Source organism: Pseudorhizobium xiangyangii (assembly GCF_020531965.1).
Taxonomy (GTDB): domain Bacteria; phylum Pseudomonadota; class Alphaproteobacteria; order Rhizobiales; family Rhizobiaceae; genus Neorhizobium; species Neorhizobium xiangyangii.
In genome coordinates this window covers 17496-33656 of sequence record NZ_JAJAWH010000007.1, presented here as the reverse complement: position 1 = coordinate 33656, position 16161 = coordinate 17496, and the positions used below count along the sequence as shown (strand labels likewise).

Annotated in this window: 10 protein-coding genes; 5 read left to right on the top strand and 5 right to left on the bottom strand. The window is 60.2% G+C overall.

Annotated elements, in window-relative coordinates; genetic code table 11:
• The first annotated feature begins 2 nt into the window (after positions 1 to 2).
• The 4 genes from fdhF to LH464_RS07595 all read left to right on the top strand — a co-directional run bounded on the left by fdhF (position 3) and on the right by LH464_RS07595 (position 5778).
• On the top strand, positions 3 to 2882 hold the full coding sequence (gene fdhF, locus LH464_RS07610; RefSeq protein ID WP_226785778.1) for a formate dehydrogenase subunit alpha: 2880 nt from the start codon (positions 3 to 5) through the stop codon (positions 2880 to 2882).
• A gap of 9 nt (positions 2883 to 2891) precedes the next feature.
• On the top strand, positions 2892 to 3719 hold the full coding sequence (fdhD, locus tag LH464_RS07605; RefSeq protein ID WP_390624941.1) for a formate dehydrogenase accessory sulfurtransferase FdhD: 828 nt from the start codon (positions 2892 to 2894) through the stop codon (positions 3717 to 3719).
• Positions 3709 to 4053 carry a formate dehydrogenase subunit delta gene (locus LH464_RS07600; RefSeq protein ID WP_226785777.1) on the top strand — a complete coding sequence of 115 codons (345 nt, stop codon included), beginning with the start codon at positions 3709 to 3711 and terminating at the stop codon, positions 4051 to 4053. Before fdhD ends, LH464_RS07600 begins: the two co-directional genes overlap by 11 nt.
• Before the next feature lie 69 nt (positions 4054 to 4122).
• Positions 4123 to 5778 carry an OFA family MFS transporter gene (locus tag LH464_RS07595; protein ID WP_226785776.1) on the top strand — a complete coding sequence of 552 codons (1656 nt, stop codon included), beginning with the start codon at positions 4123 to 4125 and terminating at the stop codon, positions 5776 to 5778.
• Between the two features lie 105 nt (positions 5779 to 5883).
• Here the strand turns inward: LH464_RS07595 and LH464_RS07590 are convergent, their stop codons facing one another.
• The 5 genes from LH464_RS07590 to LH464_RS07570 all read right to left on the bottom strand — a co-directional run bounded on the left by LH464_RS07590 (position 5884) and on the right by LH464_RS07570 (position 15361).
• The gene (locus LH464_RS07590; protein ID WP_226785775.1) at positions 5884 to 6363 is read right to left on the bottom strand and encodes a chemotaxis protein CheW; all 480 of its coding nucleotides are present in this window, start codon (positions 6361 to 6363) and stop codon (positions 5884 to 5886) included.
• Positions 6363 to 8144: a methyl-accepting chemotaxis protein gene (locus tag LH464_RS07585; RefSeq protein WP_226785774.1), complete on the bottom strand. Its 1782-nt coding sequence runs from the start codon at positions 8142 to 8144 to the stop codon at positions 6363 to 6365. The genes LH464_RS07590 and LH464_RS07585 overlap by 1 nt, the downstream gene beginning before the upstream one ends.
• Positions 8145 to 8476: 332 nt before the next feature.
• The gene (locus tag LH464_RS07580) at positions 8477 to 12973 is read right to left on the bottom strand and encodes a translocation/assembly module TamB domain-containing protein (RefSeq protein ID WP_226785773.1); all 4497 of its coding nucleotides are present in this window, start codon (positions 12971 to 12973) and stop codon (positions 8477 to 8479) included.
• Positions 12974 to 13011: 38 nt separating this feature from the next.
• Complete coding sequence (locus LH464_RS07575; RefSeq protein WP_226785772.1) at positions 13012 to 14931, bottom strand: autotransporter assembly complex protein TamA; 1920 nt, start codon at positions 14929 to 14931, stop codon at positions 13012 to 13014.
• A 169-nt stretch (positions 14932 to 15100) separates the two neighbouring features.
• Positions 15101 to 15361, bottom strand: coding sequence for a YMGG-like glycine zipper-containing protein (locus LH464_RS07570; RefSeq protein WP_226785771.1), 261 nt, complete (start codon positions 15359 to 15361; stop codon positions 15101 to 15103).
• A gap of 280 nt (positions 15362 to 15641) precedes the next feature.
• On the opposite strand from LH464_RS07570, the gene LH464_RS07565 reads away from it, so the two are divergent.
• Positions 15642 to 16130 (top strand): (2Fe-2S)-binding protein, encoded by a 489-nt coding sequence (locus LH464_RS07565; protein WP_226785770.1) that lies wholly within the window; start codon positions 15642 to 15644, stop codon positions 16128 to 16130.
• Positions 16131 to 16161: the final 31 nt, after the last annotated feature.

The following is a 16161-nucleotide window of genomic DNA, read 5'->3' as shown; positions in this document are numbered from 1 at the left end:
CAATGTCTCTCGTTCATGAAATCGACTACGGTACACCTGCTTCCCACTCCGAGGCTCAGGTTACGATCACCATCGACGGTCGCGAGATCACGGTGCCGGAAGGCACTTCCATCATGCGCGCTTCCATGGAAGCCGGCATCAAGGTGCCTAAGCTTTGCGCGACCGACATGGTCGATGCATTCGGCTCGTGCCGCCTTTGTCTGGTGGAGATCGAGGGCCGCAACGGCACGCCTGCGTCCTGCACCACGCCGGTAATGCCCGGTATGGTGGTTCACACCCAGACGGGCCGGTTGAAGGACATCCGCCGCGGCGTGATGGAACTCTACATTTCCGATCACCCGCTCGACTGTCTTACCTGCGCGGCCAACGGCGACTGCGAGTTGCAGGATATGGCCGGCGCAGTTGGCCTGCGGGATGTTCGCTACGGCTATGAGGGAGACAATCACGTCAAGGCCCGCACCAATGGCGAGACCAATGCCAAGTGGATGCCGAAGGACGAAACAAACCCCTACTTCACGTACGATCCGTCAAAATGTATCGTCTGCTCACGCTGCGTAAGGGCCTGCGAGGAAGTGCAAGGCACGTTCGCCCTGACGATCGAGGGCCGTGGTTTCGAAAGCCGCGTTTCTCCCGGGATGCACGAGCATTTCCTTGATTCCGAATGCGTTTCCTGCGGCGCTTGCGTGCAGGCCTGTCCGACCGCCACGCTCACGGAAAAGTCTATTATCGCAATCGGTCAGCCGGAGCACTCGGCCGTTACCACCTGCGCCTATTGCGGCGTCGGCTGCTCCTTCAAGGCGGAAATGCGCGGTGAGGAAATCGTCCGCATGGTGCCGTGGAAGGATGGCCAGGCGAACCGCGGCCACTCATGCGTCAAGGGTCGCTTCGCCTATGGTTATGCCAGCCATAAGGACCGTATTCTCAACCCGATGATCCGCGAGAATATCTCCGACCCGTGGCGCGAAGTGACCTGGGAGGAGGCATACGCGCATGTCGCGTCGGAATTCCGCCGTATCCAGTATCAGTATGGCCGTGAGTCTATCGGTGGCATTACTTCGTCCCGCTGCACCAACGAGGAAACCTTCCTTGTCCAGAAGCTGATCCGGGCCGGCTTCGGCAACAATAACGTCGATACCTGCGCCCGCGTCTGCCATTCGCCAACGGGCTACGGCCTCGGCCAGGCCTTTGGTACTTCGGCCGGGACGCAGAACTTCGATTCCGTCGAGCATACGGATGTTGCCATCATTATCGGCGCGAACCCCACCGACGGCCACCCGGTCTTCGGCTCGCGTCTGAAGAAGCGGCTGCGTCAGGGTGCCAAGCTGATCGTCATCGATCCGCGCCGCATCGATCTTGTCCGCACGCCGCATGTGGAAGCGTCCTACCACCTGCCGCTGAAGCCCGGGACCAACGTTGCGGTTCTGACGGCATTGGCGCACGTCATCGTCACGGAAGGCCTGTTCGACGAGAAATTCATCCGCGAGCGCTGCGACTGGTCTGAATTCGAAGACTGGGCCGCCTTTGTCGCCGAGCCGCAGCATAGCCCGGAAGAGACCGAAAAATTCACCGCGGTTCCGGCAGATCTCGTTCGGGGCGCCGCCCGTCTCTATGCGACCGGAGGCAACGGCGCGATCTATTACGGGCTCGGCGTCACCGAACACAGCCAGGGATCGACGACCGTCATGGCGATTGCCAATCTCGCAATGGCGACAGGCAATCTCGGCCGACCGGGCGTCGGCGTGAACCCGCTGCGCGGCCAGAACAATGTGCAGGGCTCCTGCGACATGGGATCGTTCCCGCACGAGCTGCCGGGCTATCGTCATATCTCCGACGACGCGGCCCGCGATACGTTCGAGAAGATGTGGGGCGTTACGCTCAACAACGAACCGGGGCTGCGCATTCCCAACATGCTGGATGCCGCCGTCGAAGGGACGTTCAAGGGCATCTACATCCAGGGCGAAGACATCCTGCAGTCGGATCCGGATACCAAGCATGTCTCGGCCGGTCTCGCCGCCATGGAATGCGTTGTCGTTCACGACCTCTTCCTGAACGAAACGGCAAACTATGCCCACGTCTTCCTTCCGGGCTCGACCTTCCTCGAGAAGGACGGAACCTTCACCAATGCTGAACGGCGCATCAACCGTGTCCGCAAGGTGATGAGCCCGAAGAACGGTTATGCGGACTGGGAAGTGACGCAAAAGCTGGCGCAGGCGATGGGCCTGAACTGGAACTATACTCATCCGTCGCAGGTCATGGACGAGATTGCCGCGACGACGCCCAGCTTCGCCGGCGTCTCCTACGCCTATCTGGAGGAGAAGGGTTCGGTGCAGTGGCCCTGCAACGAGAAATTCCCGGACGGTTCGCCGATCATGCATATCGACGGGTTTGTTCGCGGCAAGGGCAAGTTCATCCGCACCGAATACGTGGCGACCGACGAACGCACCGGTCCGCGCTTCCCCCTCCTGCTCACCACCGGCCGCATCCTCAGCCAGTATAATGTCGGTGCCCAGACGCGCCGTACCGAGAACGTCGTGTGGCATGCGGAAGACCTGTTGGAAATCCATCCGCATGATGCCGAGCAGCGCGGCGTCAAGGAGGGCGACTGGATCAAGCTCGCCAGCCGCTCCGGCGATACCACGCTGAGGGCGCTGATCACCGATCGAGTGGCGCCCGGCGTCGTCTATACGACCTTCCACCATCCCGACACCCAGGCGAACGTCATCACCACGGACTTCTCCGACTGGGCAACAAATTGTCCTGAGTACAAGGTAACGGCGGTTCAGGTCTCACCGTCCAATGGGCCGACGGAATGGCAGCAGGACTATGAGGAGCTGACGCGCCGGTCCCGCCGGATCGCAGGCAAGTTGGAAGCAGCGGAATAGGATCGTCCAGTGGGGGTTTTCGAGACGAAGACGGCTGCGCGGGAACTTGTCTATCGCAAATCTGGCGTGCATTCCGATACCAGGATCGTGCCGGAGGAGATGCCGATCGCGCTCTCCTATGGCGGCTCCACCCATGCGGTGATGATGGGGACACCCGCGGATCTCGAAGACTTTGCCGTTGGCTTCAGCCTTACGGAAGGGATCATCGGCTCATTGCGGGAGATCGAGGCAATCTCCGTCGTGGAGGAGAGCCGGGGGATCGATATCCAGATTACCTTGGGCGAGGACAAGGAAGAAGCGCTTCGGGGCCGTCGCCGTCACATGGCAGGACCGGTCGGCTGCGGCCTCTGCGGCATCGAGTCGATCGACCAGGCAGTGCGGCCGGTACCGCAGGTCTCATCTGCTACCGTTGAACTGGGTGCAAACGACGTCGCAACCGCTGTCGCTGCGCTCAACGACCTGCAACCGCTTCATCGCGAAACCCATGCGGTGCACGGCGCAGCCTTTTTTGTCCCGGGTCGCGGTGTGGTGGCGGTCCGTGAGGACGTGGGGCGGCACAACGCACTCGACAAGCTGATTGGTGCTGTGATCGGGCAAGGCATCCGTGGGGACGAGGGCGCCGTGGTCGTGACCAGCCGGGTTTCCGTTGAAATGGTGCAGAAAACAGCCATTCTCGGATCGCCTATCCTTATTGCTATTTCCGCACCTACTGCTCTTGCCATCCGGACGGCTGAAGAAGCCGGGATGACGCTCGTTGCGCTGGCCCGTGGGCCGGACTTCGAGATTTTCACGAGAGCCGACCGCATCAAAACCGGAGCCGTTGCCCATGTCGCATGATCAGACCCGCGCGAAGCTGGTTCGCATGGCGAACCAGATCGCGACGTTCTTTCTGTCGCAGCCAGAGGAGGTGCGTGTCGAAGGCGTGGCGACGCATATCAACAAGTTCTGGGAGCCGCGCATGCGCCGGCACCTGTTCGAGCACATCGATGCGGGCGGCGAAGGTCTTTTGCCGCTGGTGATCAGTGCATCGACGAAGATCCGCAGGCCGGAGGCCAAGGTTGGTGCCGGTGTCGGGGTGGGGGCGGATGCTGCCGAGGGGGCTCCAGGTGGCAAGGGTGCAGCGGCGGGTGAATCGCTGTCGGAACCGAGTATCCCAGACAGCGCCACTTGAAGTCGCTTCCGCAGGAGGGAGCGGCAGTACCCATTTTTAAAAATCCATTTTCAGGAGGAGAGGATTGGAATGGCAGACGTAGGTACAATAGTGGGAAGGCTGGCAGAGCCAGGCATCCTTGATAGAGAACACATCATTGCAAAGCCGGGCTTCAACCGGTGGCTCGTACCGCCGGCAGCACTGGCAATCCATCTTTGCATCGGCATGGCCTATGGCTTCAGCGTGTTCTGGCTTCCGCTTTCACGGGCGCTGGGATCCGAGACACCGGCAGCGTGTGCCGATATCAATCTTTTGACGGCACTCTTTACCACCTCCTGTAATTGGCGTGTCGCCGATTTGGGCTGGATCTATACGCTGTTCTTCGTGCTGCTTGGCTGCTCGGCTGCCATATGGGGCGGTTGGCTTGAACGTGTAGGCCCCCGCAAAGCGGGGTTTGTTTCGGCCTGCTGCTGGTGTGGCGGCATGCTGGTGGCGGCCCTTGGCGTCATGACCCACCAGTTGTGGCTGATGTGGGTCGGTGCAGGTGTGATCGGCGGCATCGGTCTCGGTCTCGGCTACATCTCGCCGGTATCGACGCTTATCAAGTGGTTCCCCGATCGTCGCGGCATGGCGACAGGCATGGCCATCATGGGCTTTGGGGGCGGCGCGATGATCGGCGCACCGCTGGCCAACATCCTGATGAATACTTTCAAGACCGACGTTTCGGTCGGCGTCTGGCAGACCTTCGTCGTCATGGCGATCATCTACTTCGTTTTCATGATGGGCGGGGCTTTCGGATATCGTATTCCGCCTGCCGGCTGGCGTCCCGAGGGCTGGACCCCGCCGGTTTCCAAGAACACGATGATCACCACGCGGCACGTCCATCTGCGCGACGCGCACAAGACGAAGCAGTTCTGGCTCATCTGGGCAGTGCTCTGCCTCAACGTGTCTGCCGGTATCGGCGTGATCGGCATGGCTTCCCCAATGCTGCAGGAAATCTTCGCCGGGTCGCTGATTGGGCTTCCGGAACTTACGTTCTCGCAGCTTGATGTCGGCCAGAAGGGGCAGATCGCTGCGATTGCAGCAGGTTTTGCCGGGCTTCTTTCGCTGTTCAATATCGGCGGGCGCTTCTTCTGGGCATCGCTTTCCGACAAGATTGGCCGCAAGAATACCTACTACGCGTTTTTCGTCATCGGCATCGTTCTCTACGCTGCTGCACCAACCTTGGCCGACATGGGCAGCAAAGCGATGTTCGTTCTCGCCTTCGGCATCATCCTGTCGATGTATGGCGGCGGTTTCGCGACCATTCCGGCCTATCTGGCGGATATCTTCGGGACACAATTCGTCGGTGCGATCCACGGCCGCTTGCTGACAGCATGGGCGACCGCGGGCATTGTCGGGCCAGTAGTCGTCAACTACATCCGAGAGGCCCAGATTGCGGCCGGCGTACCAGCGGGGCCGGCTCTCTACACCGGGACCATGTACATTCTGGCGGGCATGCTGGTCTTGGGCATCATCGCAAATGCGTTCGTCCGCCCGTTGCCCGAAAAATGGTTCATGTCCGAGAAGGAGGTTGCATCGCTGCAGGCGAAAACCGCTGCCGCCAACGTTGGACCGACCGGTTCGTTCGGGATTGGCACCGGCGGCTTGGACGGCAAGGCAATGGCTGCCTGGGCGGTCGTCGGAATTCCGCTTGTTTGGGGCGTCTGGGTGACGCTGAAAAGCAGCCTGGCGATCTTCGGATAAGAGCTCATTCTGTAAAGGCGGTGTTGCCGTCTTCTTCAGGTGCAGAAAACAGAAAGGCCGCCCGTTGCTGACGGGCGGCCTTTCTTGTGCGGGTCGTGGCCGCGATTAAGCGGCGAGATCGTCGGCTTCCGTTCCCTTGAACATCTTGGCGAGGTTAAGGAAGCAGATCATGCCGTTCTCGTTGGCGATGATGCCTTCGGAGAAGGACTTGTCGAAGGAGGCCGAAACTTCCGGAACCGGCTGCACCTGGCTGCTCGGTATGGTCAGGATGTCGGAGACTTGATCGACGAGCATGCCGATGACCATGTTGTGCACTTCCGCCACGACGATCGCGCTCCGCTCCGTTGCCACGGCACTCTTCATGCCGAGTTTCTGGGCGAGGTCGATGATCGGAATCACCGAACCGCGAAGGTTCATCACGCCAATCACGTCGGACGGTGCATGCGGAATCGGCGTCGACGGTGCCCATCCGCGGATTTCACGGATCGTGGTGGTCTTGACGCAGAATTCCTGATCGTGAAGTCGAAATGCGATGATTTCGAGGGTTTCGCCGCTGTAGTTCGCGGAACTGGTTGTCGTAGCCATCAAAATTCTTCCCAACTCTCCGGGGCCTGGAGCAAGGCTGCGCTCGACGTTCCGCGGGTAACCCGGGCCTGAAGCTGGCGCGCAGGAGAGGCAACCGGCTTCGTGTCGTTATGCGGTACACGCATCTTAGGTGAAGAACGTTGCCCAAATCTAAACCGAGCCAGCAGATCCCTGAGCACCTGGGCCTCACGCGCCAGGCCATGGCTTGCTGCGGTCGTTTCCTCGACCATGGCGGCGTTCTGCTGCGTGTTCTGGTCCATGGTATTGACGGCGTTACTCACTTCCCGCAGTGCGGTGGCCTGCTCGCGCGCGGCTTCCACGATGGCGGCAACGTTGTTGTTGATGTCGGCCACCTGCCCGACGATTTCCTCCAGCGACTGGCCGGTCCGGGCGACCAGCGAGACCCCTTGAGAGACCTGCTCCGTTGATGTCGTGATCAGCGTCTTGATTTCCCGCGCCGCGGTTGCGGAGCGCTGCGCCAGTTCACGGACCTCCTGAGCCACAACCGCAAAGCCCCTTCCGGCTTCACCGGCACGCGCCGCTTCGACGCCTGCATTCAGCGCCAGGAGGTTCGTCTGGAACGCGATCTCGTCAATCACGCCGATGATGCTGCTGATGGCCTTGGACGAGGTCTCGATCTGTCCCATGGCACTGACCGCATTGCGTACGACCTCGCCCGAGCGCTCCGCCCCCTTCCGTGTCTTTTCGACCAGCGAACCGGCCTCTTCGGCCCGCTTGGCACTGTCGGCGACGGTCCGGCTGATCTGTTCCAGTGCGGCGGCCGTTTCCTCGACGGCGGACGCCTGCTGTTCGGTGCGCCGCGCCAGGCTGTCGGAGGCTTGCTGAATTTCGGTGGAGCCGGCCGCGATGCCTTCGGCATTTACTCCAACAGTTCGCATCGCATCGCGCAGTTTCGCGATTGCCACATTGAAGTCGAGCCGGATCTTCTCGAGGCTCGGTATGAATGCATGCTCGATGCTGTAGGTGAGGTCACCTTCAGACAGGCCGGTAAGAGCGGCCGCAATATCATCTACCGCACGGACCCGTTCGGTAATGTCGGTCGCAAACTTGACGACTTTGAAGACCTTTCCGTCTGCATCCAGGATCGGGTTGTAGGAGGCCTGGATCCAGACGACCTTGCCGCCCTTGCCGATGCGCTTGAATTCGGCCGCGGCAGGCTGGCCGCTTGCCAGCGCCTGCCAGAATTCATGGTATTCGGTGCTTTCACGGAATGCCGGCTCGCAGAACATGCGGTGATGGCCGCCGACGATCTCTGGCAGTTCGTAGCCGAGACAATCAAGGAAATTCCGGTTGGCATGAATAATCTCGCCGGTCGGCGTGAACTCGATAACCGCCTGGGTCCGGGATATCGCATTGAGCTTGCCCTCGTCTTCGGCAGCCTTGAGTTTGGCTATGGTGATGTCCGTAGCGATCTTGACGATCTTGGAAACCCTTCCGTACGAGATCACCGGGTTATACGAGGCTTGGATCCAGATTTCCCGCCCGCCCTTGCCGATACGCTTGTAGGCGCTGGTATCGTATTTGCCTTCACCCAGACGAGACCAGAAGGCCTTGTAGTCCTGTGAGCCCGCGTAAGCAGGTTCACAGAACATGCTGTGATGTCTGCCAACGATCTCGGAGAGACTATAGCCTACGGCGCGACAGAAATTTTCGTTGGCTGTAAGAATTTTTCCGCTGGTGTCGAATTCTATAACTGCCTGAGACCGAGAGAATGCTGCGAGGACAGCACGACTGTCCGAGCCAATTGAAAATATAGGCATGGAAATACTCCACGATGATTTTAATATCTGAAAATACCTGAGGGCTGACCAACAACGTCCGTCATGGAGTTGGTGCGCAAGTATCATTGCGCCGATGGTGTCAACCTGGTTGCGAGAAATAGCCTATGCAACTTAATAGACCGTCAAGATTTGTCTGCGGCGTACGTCTTTCGTCTATATCCGTAAGATAATACTTACCTGTATAGGGGGGTGCGTAGTTCGAGGCAAAACGCTTCCCGCCTATGCGGCATGCAACATCACCTCCCGAAATGTTGGGAGACAAGTAAGAGCACGTCTTCAGTTGGTGCTGGTGAGCAGCGTCTGGAGGGGTGTCAGTACTCGCGCTCGTAGAAGATGCCGGCAGATCCGCCTTCTGTGCCGGCGCCCGCCTTGAGCTTCACTCCACGACCCACGTCGAGGTTGATTGTTGCCCGTGCGCCGTCAGCGCCGCCTTGCTCGACCTGCAGGTAGGTTCGGTTATTGATATAACGGCCGACGGAGACTGTGGTTTGTCCGGATTCGTCGGTGTTGATGTCGAGATCGTCCACGCCGAGATTGCTGCGAAGTGTATCGAGAAGGGAAGTCGAACCACCCCCGGCAAGTTGGCCGACCGCATCGGCCAATTGGGCAATCTGCAGCGGTGACAGCCGAGACATGGATTGCCCGAAAATCAGGCGTGCGAGTACTTCGTCCTGGGGTAGGGCCGGAGCGGAAGCGAAGGTGATGTCGGGATCGTTAGCGATGCCGGTAACATTCACTGTGATGGTTGTCTGCGCCGATGTCGTCGTCGCTTCCAGGTCAAGAACCGGAACAAGACCTCCGCCGAAGGTGATTTCGCCTGACGTGAAGTCAAGACGCTTTGTAAGGATCACAATGCGCCCTCGTCGCATCTCGAAGGCGCCGGACACCTGCGGAGCGGCTGCGGTGCCGGCGATTGCGAGATCGCCGCCAAGTTCAGCATCGATGCCACGGCCGCGGATGAAAACGCCATTCGGCGCGCTGATCTGCAGGTCCAGAGCGAGCGGGCGCGCTGATCCACTTGTCTGTTGAGGGGTAATTGCACCTAACTGCCGAACGACATCCGGTGGCGGATTTCGGTGGCGGACCTGTATCTCCGTAAGGGAGGTGGGCAGCTTGGCCGGAACCGTGACCGATGCTTCGGTCAGCGTCAGGCGGCCACCGAGTACGGGACCTCCTGTTAGTTGCCCCGTGACGGTGAGGGTGCCATTGGCGGTTGCGGCAAATAGTGTGCCATCGACATAAGTTGCCTCAGCAAGAGTAATCGACAGGTCGGCGGGGAAGCCGGACCCGGGAGTGATGCCGACTGTCCCGGTTACGGAAACCCGGCCACCGGTCGAGAGATTGCCGGAAAGGTTGCTGATTGTGGCCTGCGTGCCGTTGAACGTTACGTTGGCGGCGAGGTTCTCTATGGCCAGGTTTCGCCGGACGTCGATCAGTCGTGCCGCCGACGAGGATGCGCTCCCGGTGATTGAAGGGGCTGCCGCCGTGCCGCCGATGGCAAGGTCAACAGTGCCTGTACCTTCGAGGATCAAGCCCTGGCTGGATAGTTGCCCGGCCAGGATTGCGAATGGAATTTGTCCGTCGAATTTGAGATCCAGCGACTTCGGACCCTGTAGCGAAATCGTTCCTCCACCCGAGAGGGAGAGATTGCTTTGGCCGGAGAGGCTGGTCTTGAGCGTGACCGCATTGTCACGATACTCGCCACTTGCCCGAACCTGCAGCGCCGAAAGTCCGGCGGAGGCCGTCTGGCTGACGGCCGCATCGGACCACGTCAGGTCATAGCGCACGGCGGGAGCCTGAGGCGTTCCGGCAGCCGTTACCGTTCCCGTGATTTTTCCACGGGCGCCGAGACCCGGGACAAATGCGTTCACAAGGCTGGCAGGAATAGATTTCGCATCCGCGTTGATATCGAGCGTCGGGGGGCCGTTCTCGTTCAGGATGACTCGTCCGGCCGCTGTCAGGTTTAAGCCGTCTGCCCCTGACAGGCGGGTGTTGTCCAGCGCAACCGTCCTGTCGGAATAGCTGCCCGCGACCTGTATCCGCACCGGTGCCAGGCCCGCCTGGCGGGTCTGTTGGAGCTGTGCGTCATTCCACTCGAGATCATAGCGCACCACTGGAGCCGCCAGCGACCCCTCGGCCTCGATCGTCCCGGAAATTGCGCCCGCAGCATTGAGTGCCGGTACAAAAGTGTTGATCAGGCTCGCTGGCAGGGATTGAATTTCTGCTCGCAGATCCAGCGTCTGACCTGCTGTGCCCGTTACACGGATTCGACCATTGCCGGTGCTGAGGGTGAGGTCGGACAGACTGGCGTTGCCGTTTTGGACAACGACAGTGGTGGGACCGGCCAGCTGAACGGGAATGTTACGAGGTTTTGCGCTAAAGCTCTCCAGGTCAATTGCAAGCTGTTCGCCCGTACGAATGGTCGCGACCGCCGTAAGCGGCGCATTGTCGTACTGCGCGTTGAGATCAAGCCGGGTACCGTTTTCCTGATAATCGAAGTCGAGCGCGAGCGCCTCAACGGCAGCAGTCTCGGTTCCAATGCGGCGTGCCCTCACAGTTCCGTCCGCAGCGAGGGCTTTGATGTCAGGAATAGTCAGATCGATACGAGGTTCTGCGATCGCAACGTTGTCGCGCGCAAGGCCGTTGCCGGAAGCTTGGACCATGGCCGATGTGCGCCCGTTGTCGTTTGCAAATGTCACGCTCCCTCGAAGATCACCCTTGGCCTGCTGCGCGGCCAGCGCGGCGAGCAGAGAGACATCGGGGAAGTCGAACGTCAGACTGCCCTCGGGCATGAAATCGGGTGAAAATGTCAGGGCGCCATTCAGTCGATTCGGTCCAACCTCGGCATCTATTGCCGGTACGGAAGTGCGACCCTCCGAAGAGACGAGGTCCGCATTGATCTTGAGGGGCTGCCCCTCGATCATTCCGGTTGCACTAAGCTTGCCGCTGGGCGATTGCCGGTCGGCAGTTCCTTCGACGGTCAGCCGCAGATCCTGGAGAGACTTTCCTGCGAGGCGGGCCTCTGCTGCATTGATGACCGCATTGATCGACAAAGCATCGACAGGGCCTTCCGCGGAAGCATCGAAACCGGCGGCGCCCTCGGCGTTTGCAATCCAGCGGCGGAGTTCCAGAACGCGGCCTGCCAGACGAGCCTGCAGCCGGTTCTCGTCCAGCGTGGCACTTCCGTGAGCCTCGACCGCGCTGGATTTCAGCACAAGGTTTTCGAGCTTCAGGTGGTTGCCACCCGTTCGCTGAAGATAGCCTTCCGCCATGATCGTCTTTTCGAACTTTGCTGCGAGCGCAGGCGGCAGGGCTTCAGGCGCCGCAGTGATCCGGAAGTTTCCGTTCACATCCTGCGTGGCGCTATTATAGGCTCCACTGACGGTGCCGCTGATACGCGCACTGTCGAGTGTGGCTGCGTCGAGGCCGATGGCGGGAAGATCGAGGCGCAACGGCGCGTCGAGGGTCACCGGTCCCCGGATCACACGATCGAGTTCTTCGTTGGTGAAATCGGTTTCTGCGACCGTCAGGCGGGTGCGCACGCTGCCAGATTTCTGCACCAGGTTGAGGTCTTCGCTTTCGGCCTGGAGCCTTATCTGCCCGAACCGGCCCTGGGCGAGTTCGGCAGCGGCAAGTGCAGCCGTTGCATTGAAGCGCGCGGACGTGGCGGCGCCGTTCAGTGTGAAGTTGACGGTTTCGACCGTGAAACGGCTGTCGTGACCTGAGATTGGCCAGACAATGCTGACCGGGCCGTTGGCCACGTTCAGGCTTGCTGTAAGGCTATTGTCTCCGGCCGGGTTCCAAACACCCGAGGCGACAATATTCACGGCACCTGTCGTGATCTTCCCGTTGTCGATGCCGATTCGTCCTGCCGGGTTGACGTTTGCTGCCAGATTGATGTCGGTCGTGCCTTCGAAGAGCGGGCGCAGGGAGGGCGGCATGAGCGCAGCGAGTTGACCGCCGCCAATAATTTCAACGCTGCGGCTGCCATCAGGAAGCATCATGTGCTTGCCATCGACCGCGATGACTGGAGCGCCAGCGACGCTACCGGTCAGCTTTCCGCCCCAGTTGGAAAGGGCCCCTGAGCCCTCAAGCGCCAGGTCCACAGCCGGCGCGCCGGGGAGATGAAGGAGGCGGGCGAGCAGGCCGCCCTGAGGCTCGGACACCGATGCATTCACCGACAGTTGGTTATCCGCCGGAGCGTAGACAACATCTGCAACGGCGCGCGCGCTTGGCTCATCCTTGCGATGAGCTTCGAGATCGAGTGTGATGTTCGGGCCGGTAGCGTCCACCGAGCCTTTCAGGGCGAGCGAGAAGCCTCGGCCCGTGAGCGATGGCGCCAGATTGATGTTCGGCATGTCAATCTGCGCGACGCGAAGGCCTACAGGAAGCGAAAAGCCTGGTCTGGATCCGGTGGTCGAAGGCGTGGGTGTGCCTGATGGAACCGGAGCCCTCAGAACATCGACGTTGCCGACGGATATGTTTTCTGCTCGGAACACGCCGCGAAGGAGCGCGGATGGCGACCAGTCGACGTGGATGTCGCCAATTTCGGCATACGGGCCTTTTTCATCCGACAAGGTGAGGGAGGCGATGCGAAGGTCGCCACTCAAGAGACCTTCGGGACGTGAGAAGTTGATCGCACGGTCGGGCGTAGAGACGATATTCGCAATGCGCTCGGCTGCGATGCGGCCGCCCACAGGCGTCAAGCCGACAAAAAGGAGCACGCCCAAAGCCATGACGAGCAAGATCGCAATCGCGACAAACGCGAACCGGGCGACCCATTTCAACAGGCGAACCATCAACGTCATACCTACGTCTTTACCTCTCGGTCGACTGCTCAACCCAACTAGAATGCCTGTCCAATGCCCGCATAAATACCGTAATCACTGCCACCGTCATACTTCCGTAGTGGCAACGCGACATCCAGGCGCAATGGGCCGAAGGGCGTCGCGTATCGTATGCCAATGCCCGCGCCAGCGCGTATATCCGAGAAATCAGGCACGATTTCGGTTGATACCGTCCCGATGTCGATAAAGGGTACTATACCAATACTATCGGTCAATTTAGCGCGCACCTCAAAGGAAGCGAGCGCGTATGAGCGGCCGCCAAGTGCTTCATCTTCGTCATTATACGGTGAGATCTCCCGGAAGGAATAGCCGCGCACGGAGCCGCCACCACCCAGAAAGAAGCGGCGGGTCACGGGGACATCCACCAGTTGGTCGGCGCCGATCAGTGTGCCGGCTGCCACTTTTCCGGCCAGTACGATGTTGTCTTCCGCGCCCAAGCCGAGATAGCCCGACAGCGATCCTTCGAATGACGAGAAAACGCTGCCGTTGAAAGCTTCATAGCTGGGCTTGGCGCTCACGGTTGCCCAATAGCCCTCTGTCGGATCGAGCTTGTTGTCGCGAGCGTCGCGTTCAAAGGCAACCGGGATGCTGAAGGTCAGGTACTCGTTTTCCCCGAACGCGTCGTCCGCCCGAATATAGGCGATTTCGCCGCCGCCCTTCAGCGTGTCGGTGTCGTTCAATTCATAGGATAATCCAGCCGAGCCGATGATGGTCTGAGCCTCGTAGGTATCAGGCGTCTCGCTCTTGGCTTCAAGGCGTGATTCGAACGTCGCCTCCGGCACGAAGGCGCCGGGCTTGGTGAAGATGATGCCGGCGGAGTAGTCGAAGGTCGTTACGTCTGTCGTGGCGCCGATGCCGGACACCTTGCCTTCGATCCGTAGCGATTCCGCTTCTCCGAAGAGGTTGCGGTGTCCCCAGTAGCCCTGGACGCCAGCACCATCGAGGGAGGAATACTCCGCACCGAAGCCGAAGTAGCGATGCTTCCCTTCCGACACCTCGATCGTCAGCGGCAAGCTACCGTCCGGAGCAAGAGCCTCAGCCTCGCGGATGGTTATGCTCGAGAAGACACCAAGTTCCCGCAATCTTTCGGACGCTTTTCTCAGCTGCTCCGGGGAGTATCGTTCTCCCTTGTCCAGCCGGGAGTAACGGCTGATGAAATCAGCCTTTACCGTCCGTGATCCTTTAACCGTCACTTCGCCGAAGTCCGCCTCCGGCCCGCTGACAACGCCCATAACGACATCGACGGTGCGTGTCCGGTGATCGGCAGTCACCTCCCGGTCAGTCAGCCGTGCGAGGGGCTTTCCTTCACCCTTCACATCGATGAGGAGTTGCTCGCTTGCCTTGATAATGACGCGAGAACCCGCCGCACCGCCTGCGACAAGATCGTAAGTAGCCGGGTCGCGTCCAGCGGCATCGCCCTCGAACAGGACGGAGCCGAGCGTAAATTCGGGGCCGGGTATGATGTTGATAGCCACCGGCACCGGTTGGGAGTGATCGAACGTGGGATTTGGGGGGAGATTGTCGAGGTCGGTGCCTTGAATGCTGATTTGGACGATCCCGCCGTATCGGGCCTCTTCGTAGAGCACGGCGATGAGACGGTCACGGTCTTCGCGCGCCTTGATAACGATGCCAAGATCGCCAGAGGCGGGTTGCTTTTCGTCGCTGACCAGCGAGGCGGCATTTTCCAGTCGCTTGGCAAGATCACTGCCCGCATCGCCTGTGTTGAGCGTAGCATCATAGCGGACAGGATTGATGACCTCGATTGTCTCCTCCTCGCTGCCGAAGAGGTTGATCCCGAAGAGCTTCAGTGCATGCGCCTGCGGCGCCCAGGCAAGGGCGATAATGACGGCAGATGCTGCAAGCGTCGCAGCGCGTCGAGGCATCTTGATGCCGACTGCCTCTGTTCCTGATCTACGCATTCGCACTATCGGTTCGTTCGCCTATGCAAGCATCCTGTGGCCAGCCTCGCCCGACTATGTAGCGTCAAACTGCGGATAAGAATATCTTTTTTGAGGTTTTAGGAGCTGTTGAGAAGGGAAAAAACCCCGGAGCTGGCTCCGGGGCAACAATGGCTGCGCGGTGCAACCATTAGCGACGAGGGCAATCATCGATGTAGCGGCGACCGTAGCGGTCACGGTAATAGCACTGGCCGGGCTGCTCGGCGACGGAGCCGATCAAGGCGCCGGACACGCCGCCAATCGCTGCACCGACTGCTGCGCCGCGGACGTTGCCGGTTGCAAGCCCGCCAATGAGGGCACCGGTCCCTGCTCCAATCGTCGCGCCCTGTTCCGTCTGGGTGCAGCTTGCGAGCGTCAAGCCCGTCAACAGGAGTACAAGCGCTTTCTTCATGGGTTTCTCTCCAGGATTTCCAACATGTTGAAGTGCTGGCGGCGACCCCTTCGCCCACGGCTTCCGGACAGCGCATCGATTGAAACAATAGCCGGCGCTGTTGGGATGTCCAGATGTTGCTCCCGCGAAGCGGTCGAGATTCTTGACAAAATCAAGGATGCCGCAGCCCATCTGATCGCCCGGAACCGGGCGGATTTCCCCCCTTAACTAATCAGTTGCTTGGATCGGCAAAAAAGAAAATGATGTCCTCGTGTCTGGAGGAGACACAAGGAGGAGCGCTATGGCGAAAGTGACGCTGACGGTTAACGGCCGGACGGTGAGCGGCGAGTGCGAGGAGCGCACGCTGCTGGTTCATTTCATACGTGACAAACTTGGACTGACCGGAACGCACGTGGGTTGCGATACGACCCAATGCGGGGCCTGCGTCATCCATATGGACGGCAAATCCGTGAAGAGCTGTTCCATCCTGGCCGTTCAGGCATCCGGTTCCAGCGTCACGACGATCGAGGGGTTGTCGTCGCAACGCGAGCTTCATCCGGTACAGGCGGCATTCAAGGAGCATCATGGGCTACAGTGCGGGTTCTGTACTCCCGGCATGGTCATGACCGCGGTTGACATGATCAACCGGCACGGCGGGAAGCTGGACGAGGCGACGGTGCGCCATGAGCTGGAAGGCAATATCTGTCGATGCACCGGCTACCACAACATCGTCAAGGCAGTGCTTTCCGCAAATGCCGAAATGCAGGCCGGCCGTCAGGCTGCCGAGTGATGCACGGGTGACAGGCAGAACCTGACCGGTG

Excerpts from the sequence above, each read along its gene's own strand:
- fdhF (WP_226785778.1), top strand. The coding sequence starts at position 3 with ATGTCTCTCGTTCATGAAATCGACTACGGTACACCTGCTTCCCACTCC.
- LH464_RS07600 (WP_226785777.1), top strand. The coding sequence starts at position 3,709 with ATGTCGCATGATCAGACCCGCGCGAAGCTGGTTCGCATGGCGAACCAG.
- LH464_RS07595 (WP_226785776.1), top strand. The coding sequence starts at position 4,123 with ATGGCAGACGTAGGTACAATAGTGGGAAGGCTGGCAGAGCCAGGCATC.
- LH464_RS07590 (WP_226785775.1), bottom strand. The coding sequence starts at position 6,363 with ATGGCTACGACAACCAGTTCCGCGAACTACAGCGGCGAAACCCTCGAA.
- LH464_RS07585 (WP_226785774.1), bottom strand. The coding sequence starts at position 8,144 with ATGCCTATATTTTCAATTGGCTCGGACAGTCGTGCTGTCCTCGCAGCA.
- LH464_RS07580 (WP_226785773.1), bottom strand. The coding sequence starts at position 12,973 with ATGACGTTGATGGTTCGCCTGTTGAAATGGGTCGCCCGGTTCGCGTTT.
- LH464_RS07575 (WP_226785772.1), bottom strand. The coding sequence starts at position 14,931 with ATGCGTAGATCAGGAACAGAGGCAGTCGGCATCAAGATGCCTCGACGC.
- LH464_RS07570 (WP_226785771.1), bottom strand. The coding sequence starts at position 15,361 with ATGAAGAAAGCGCTTGTACTCCTGTTGACGGGCTTGACGCTCGCAAGC.
- LH464_RS07565 (WP_226785770.1), top strand. The coding sequence starts at position 15,642 with ATGGCGAAAGTGACGCTGACGGTTAACGGCCGGACGGTGAGCGGCGAG.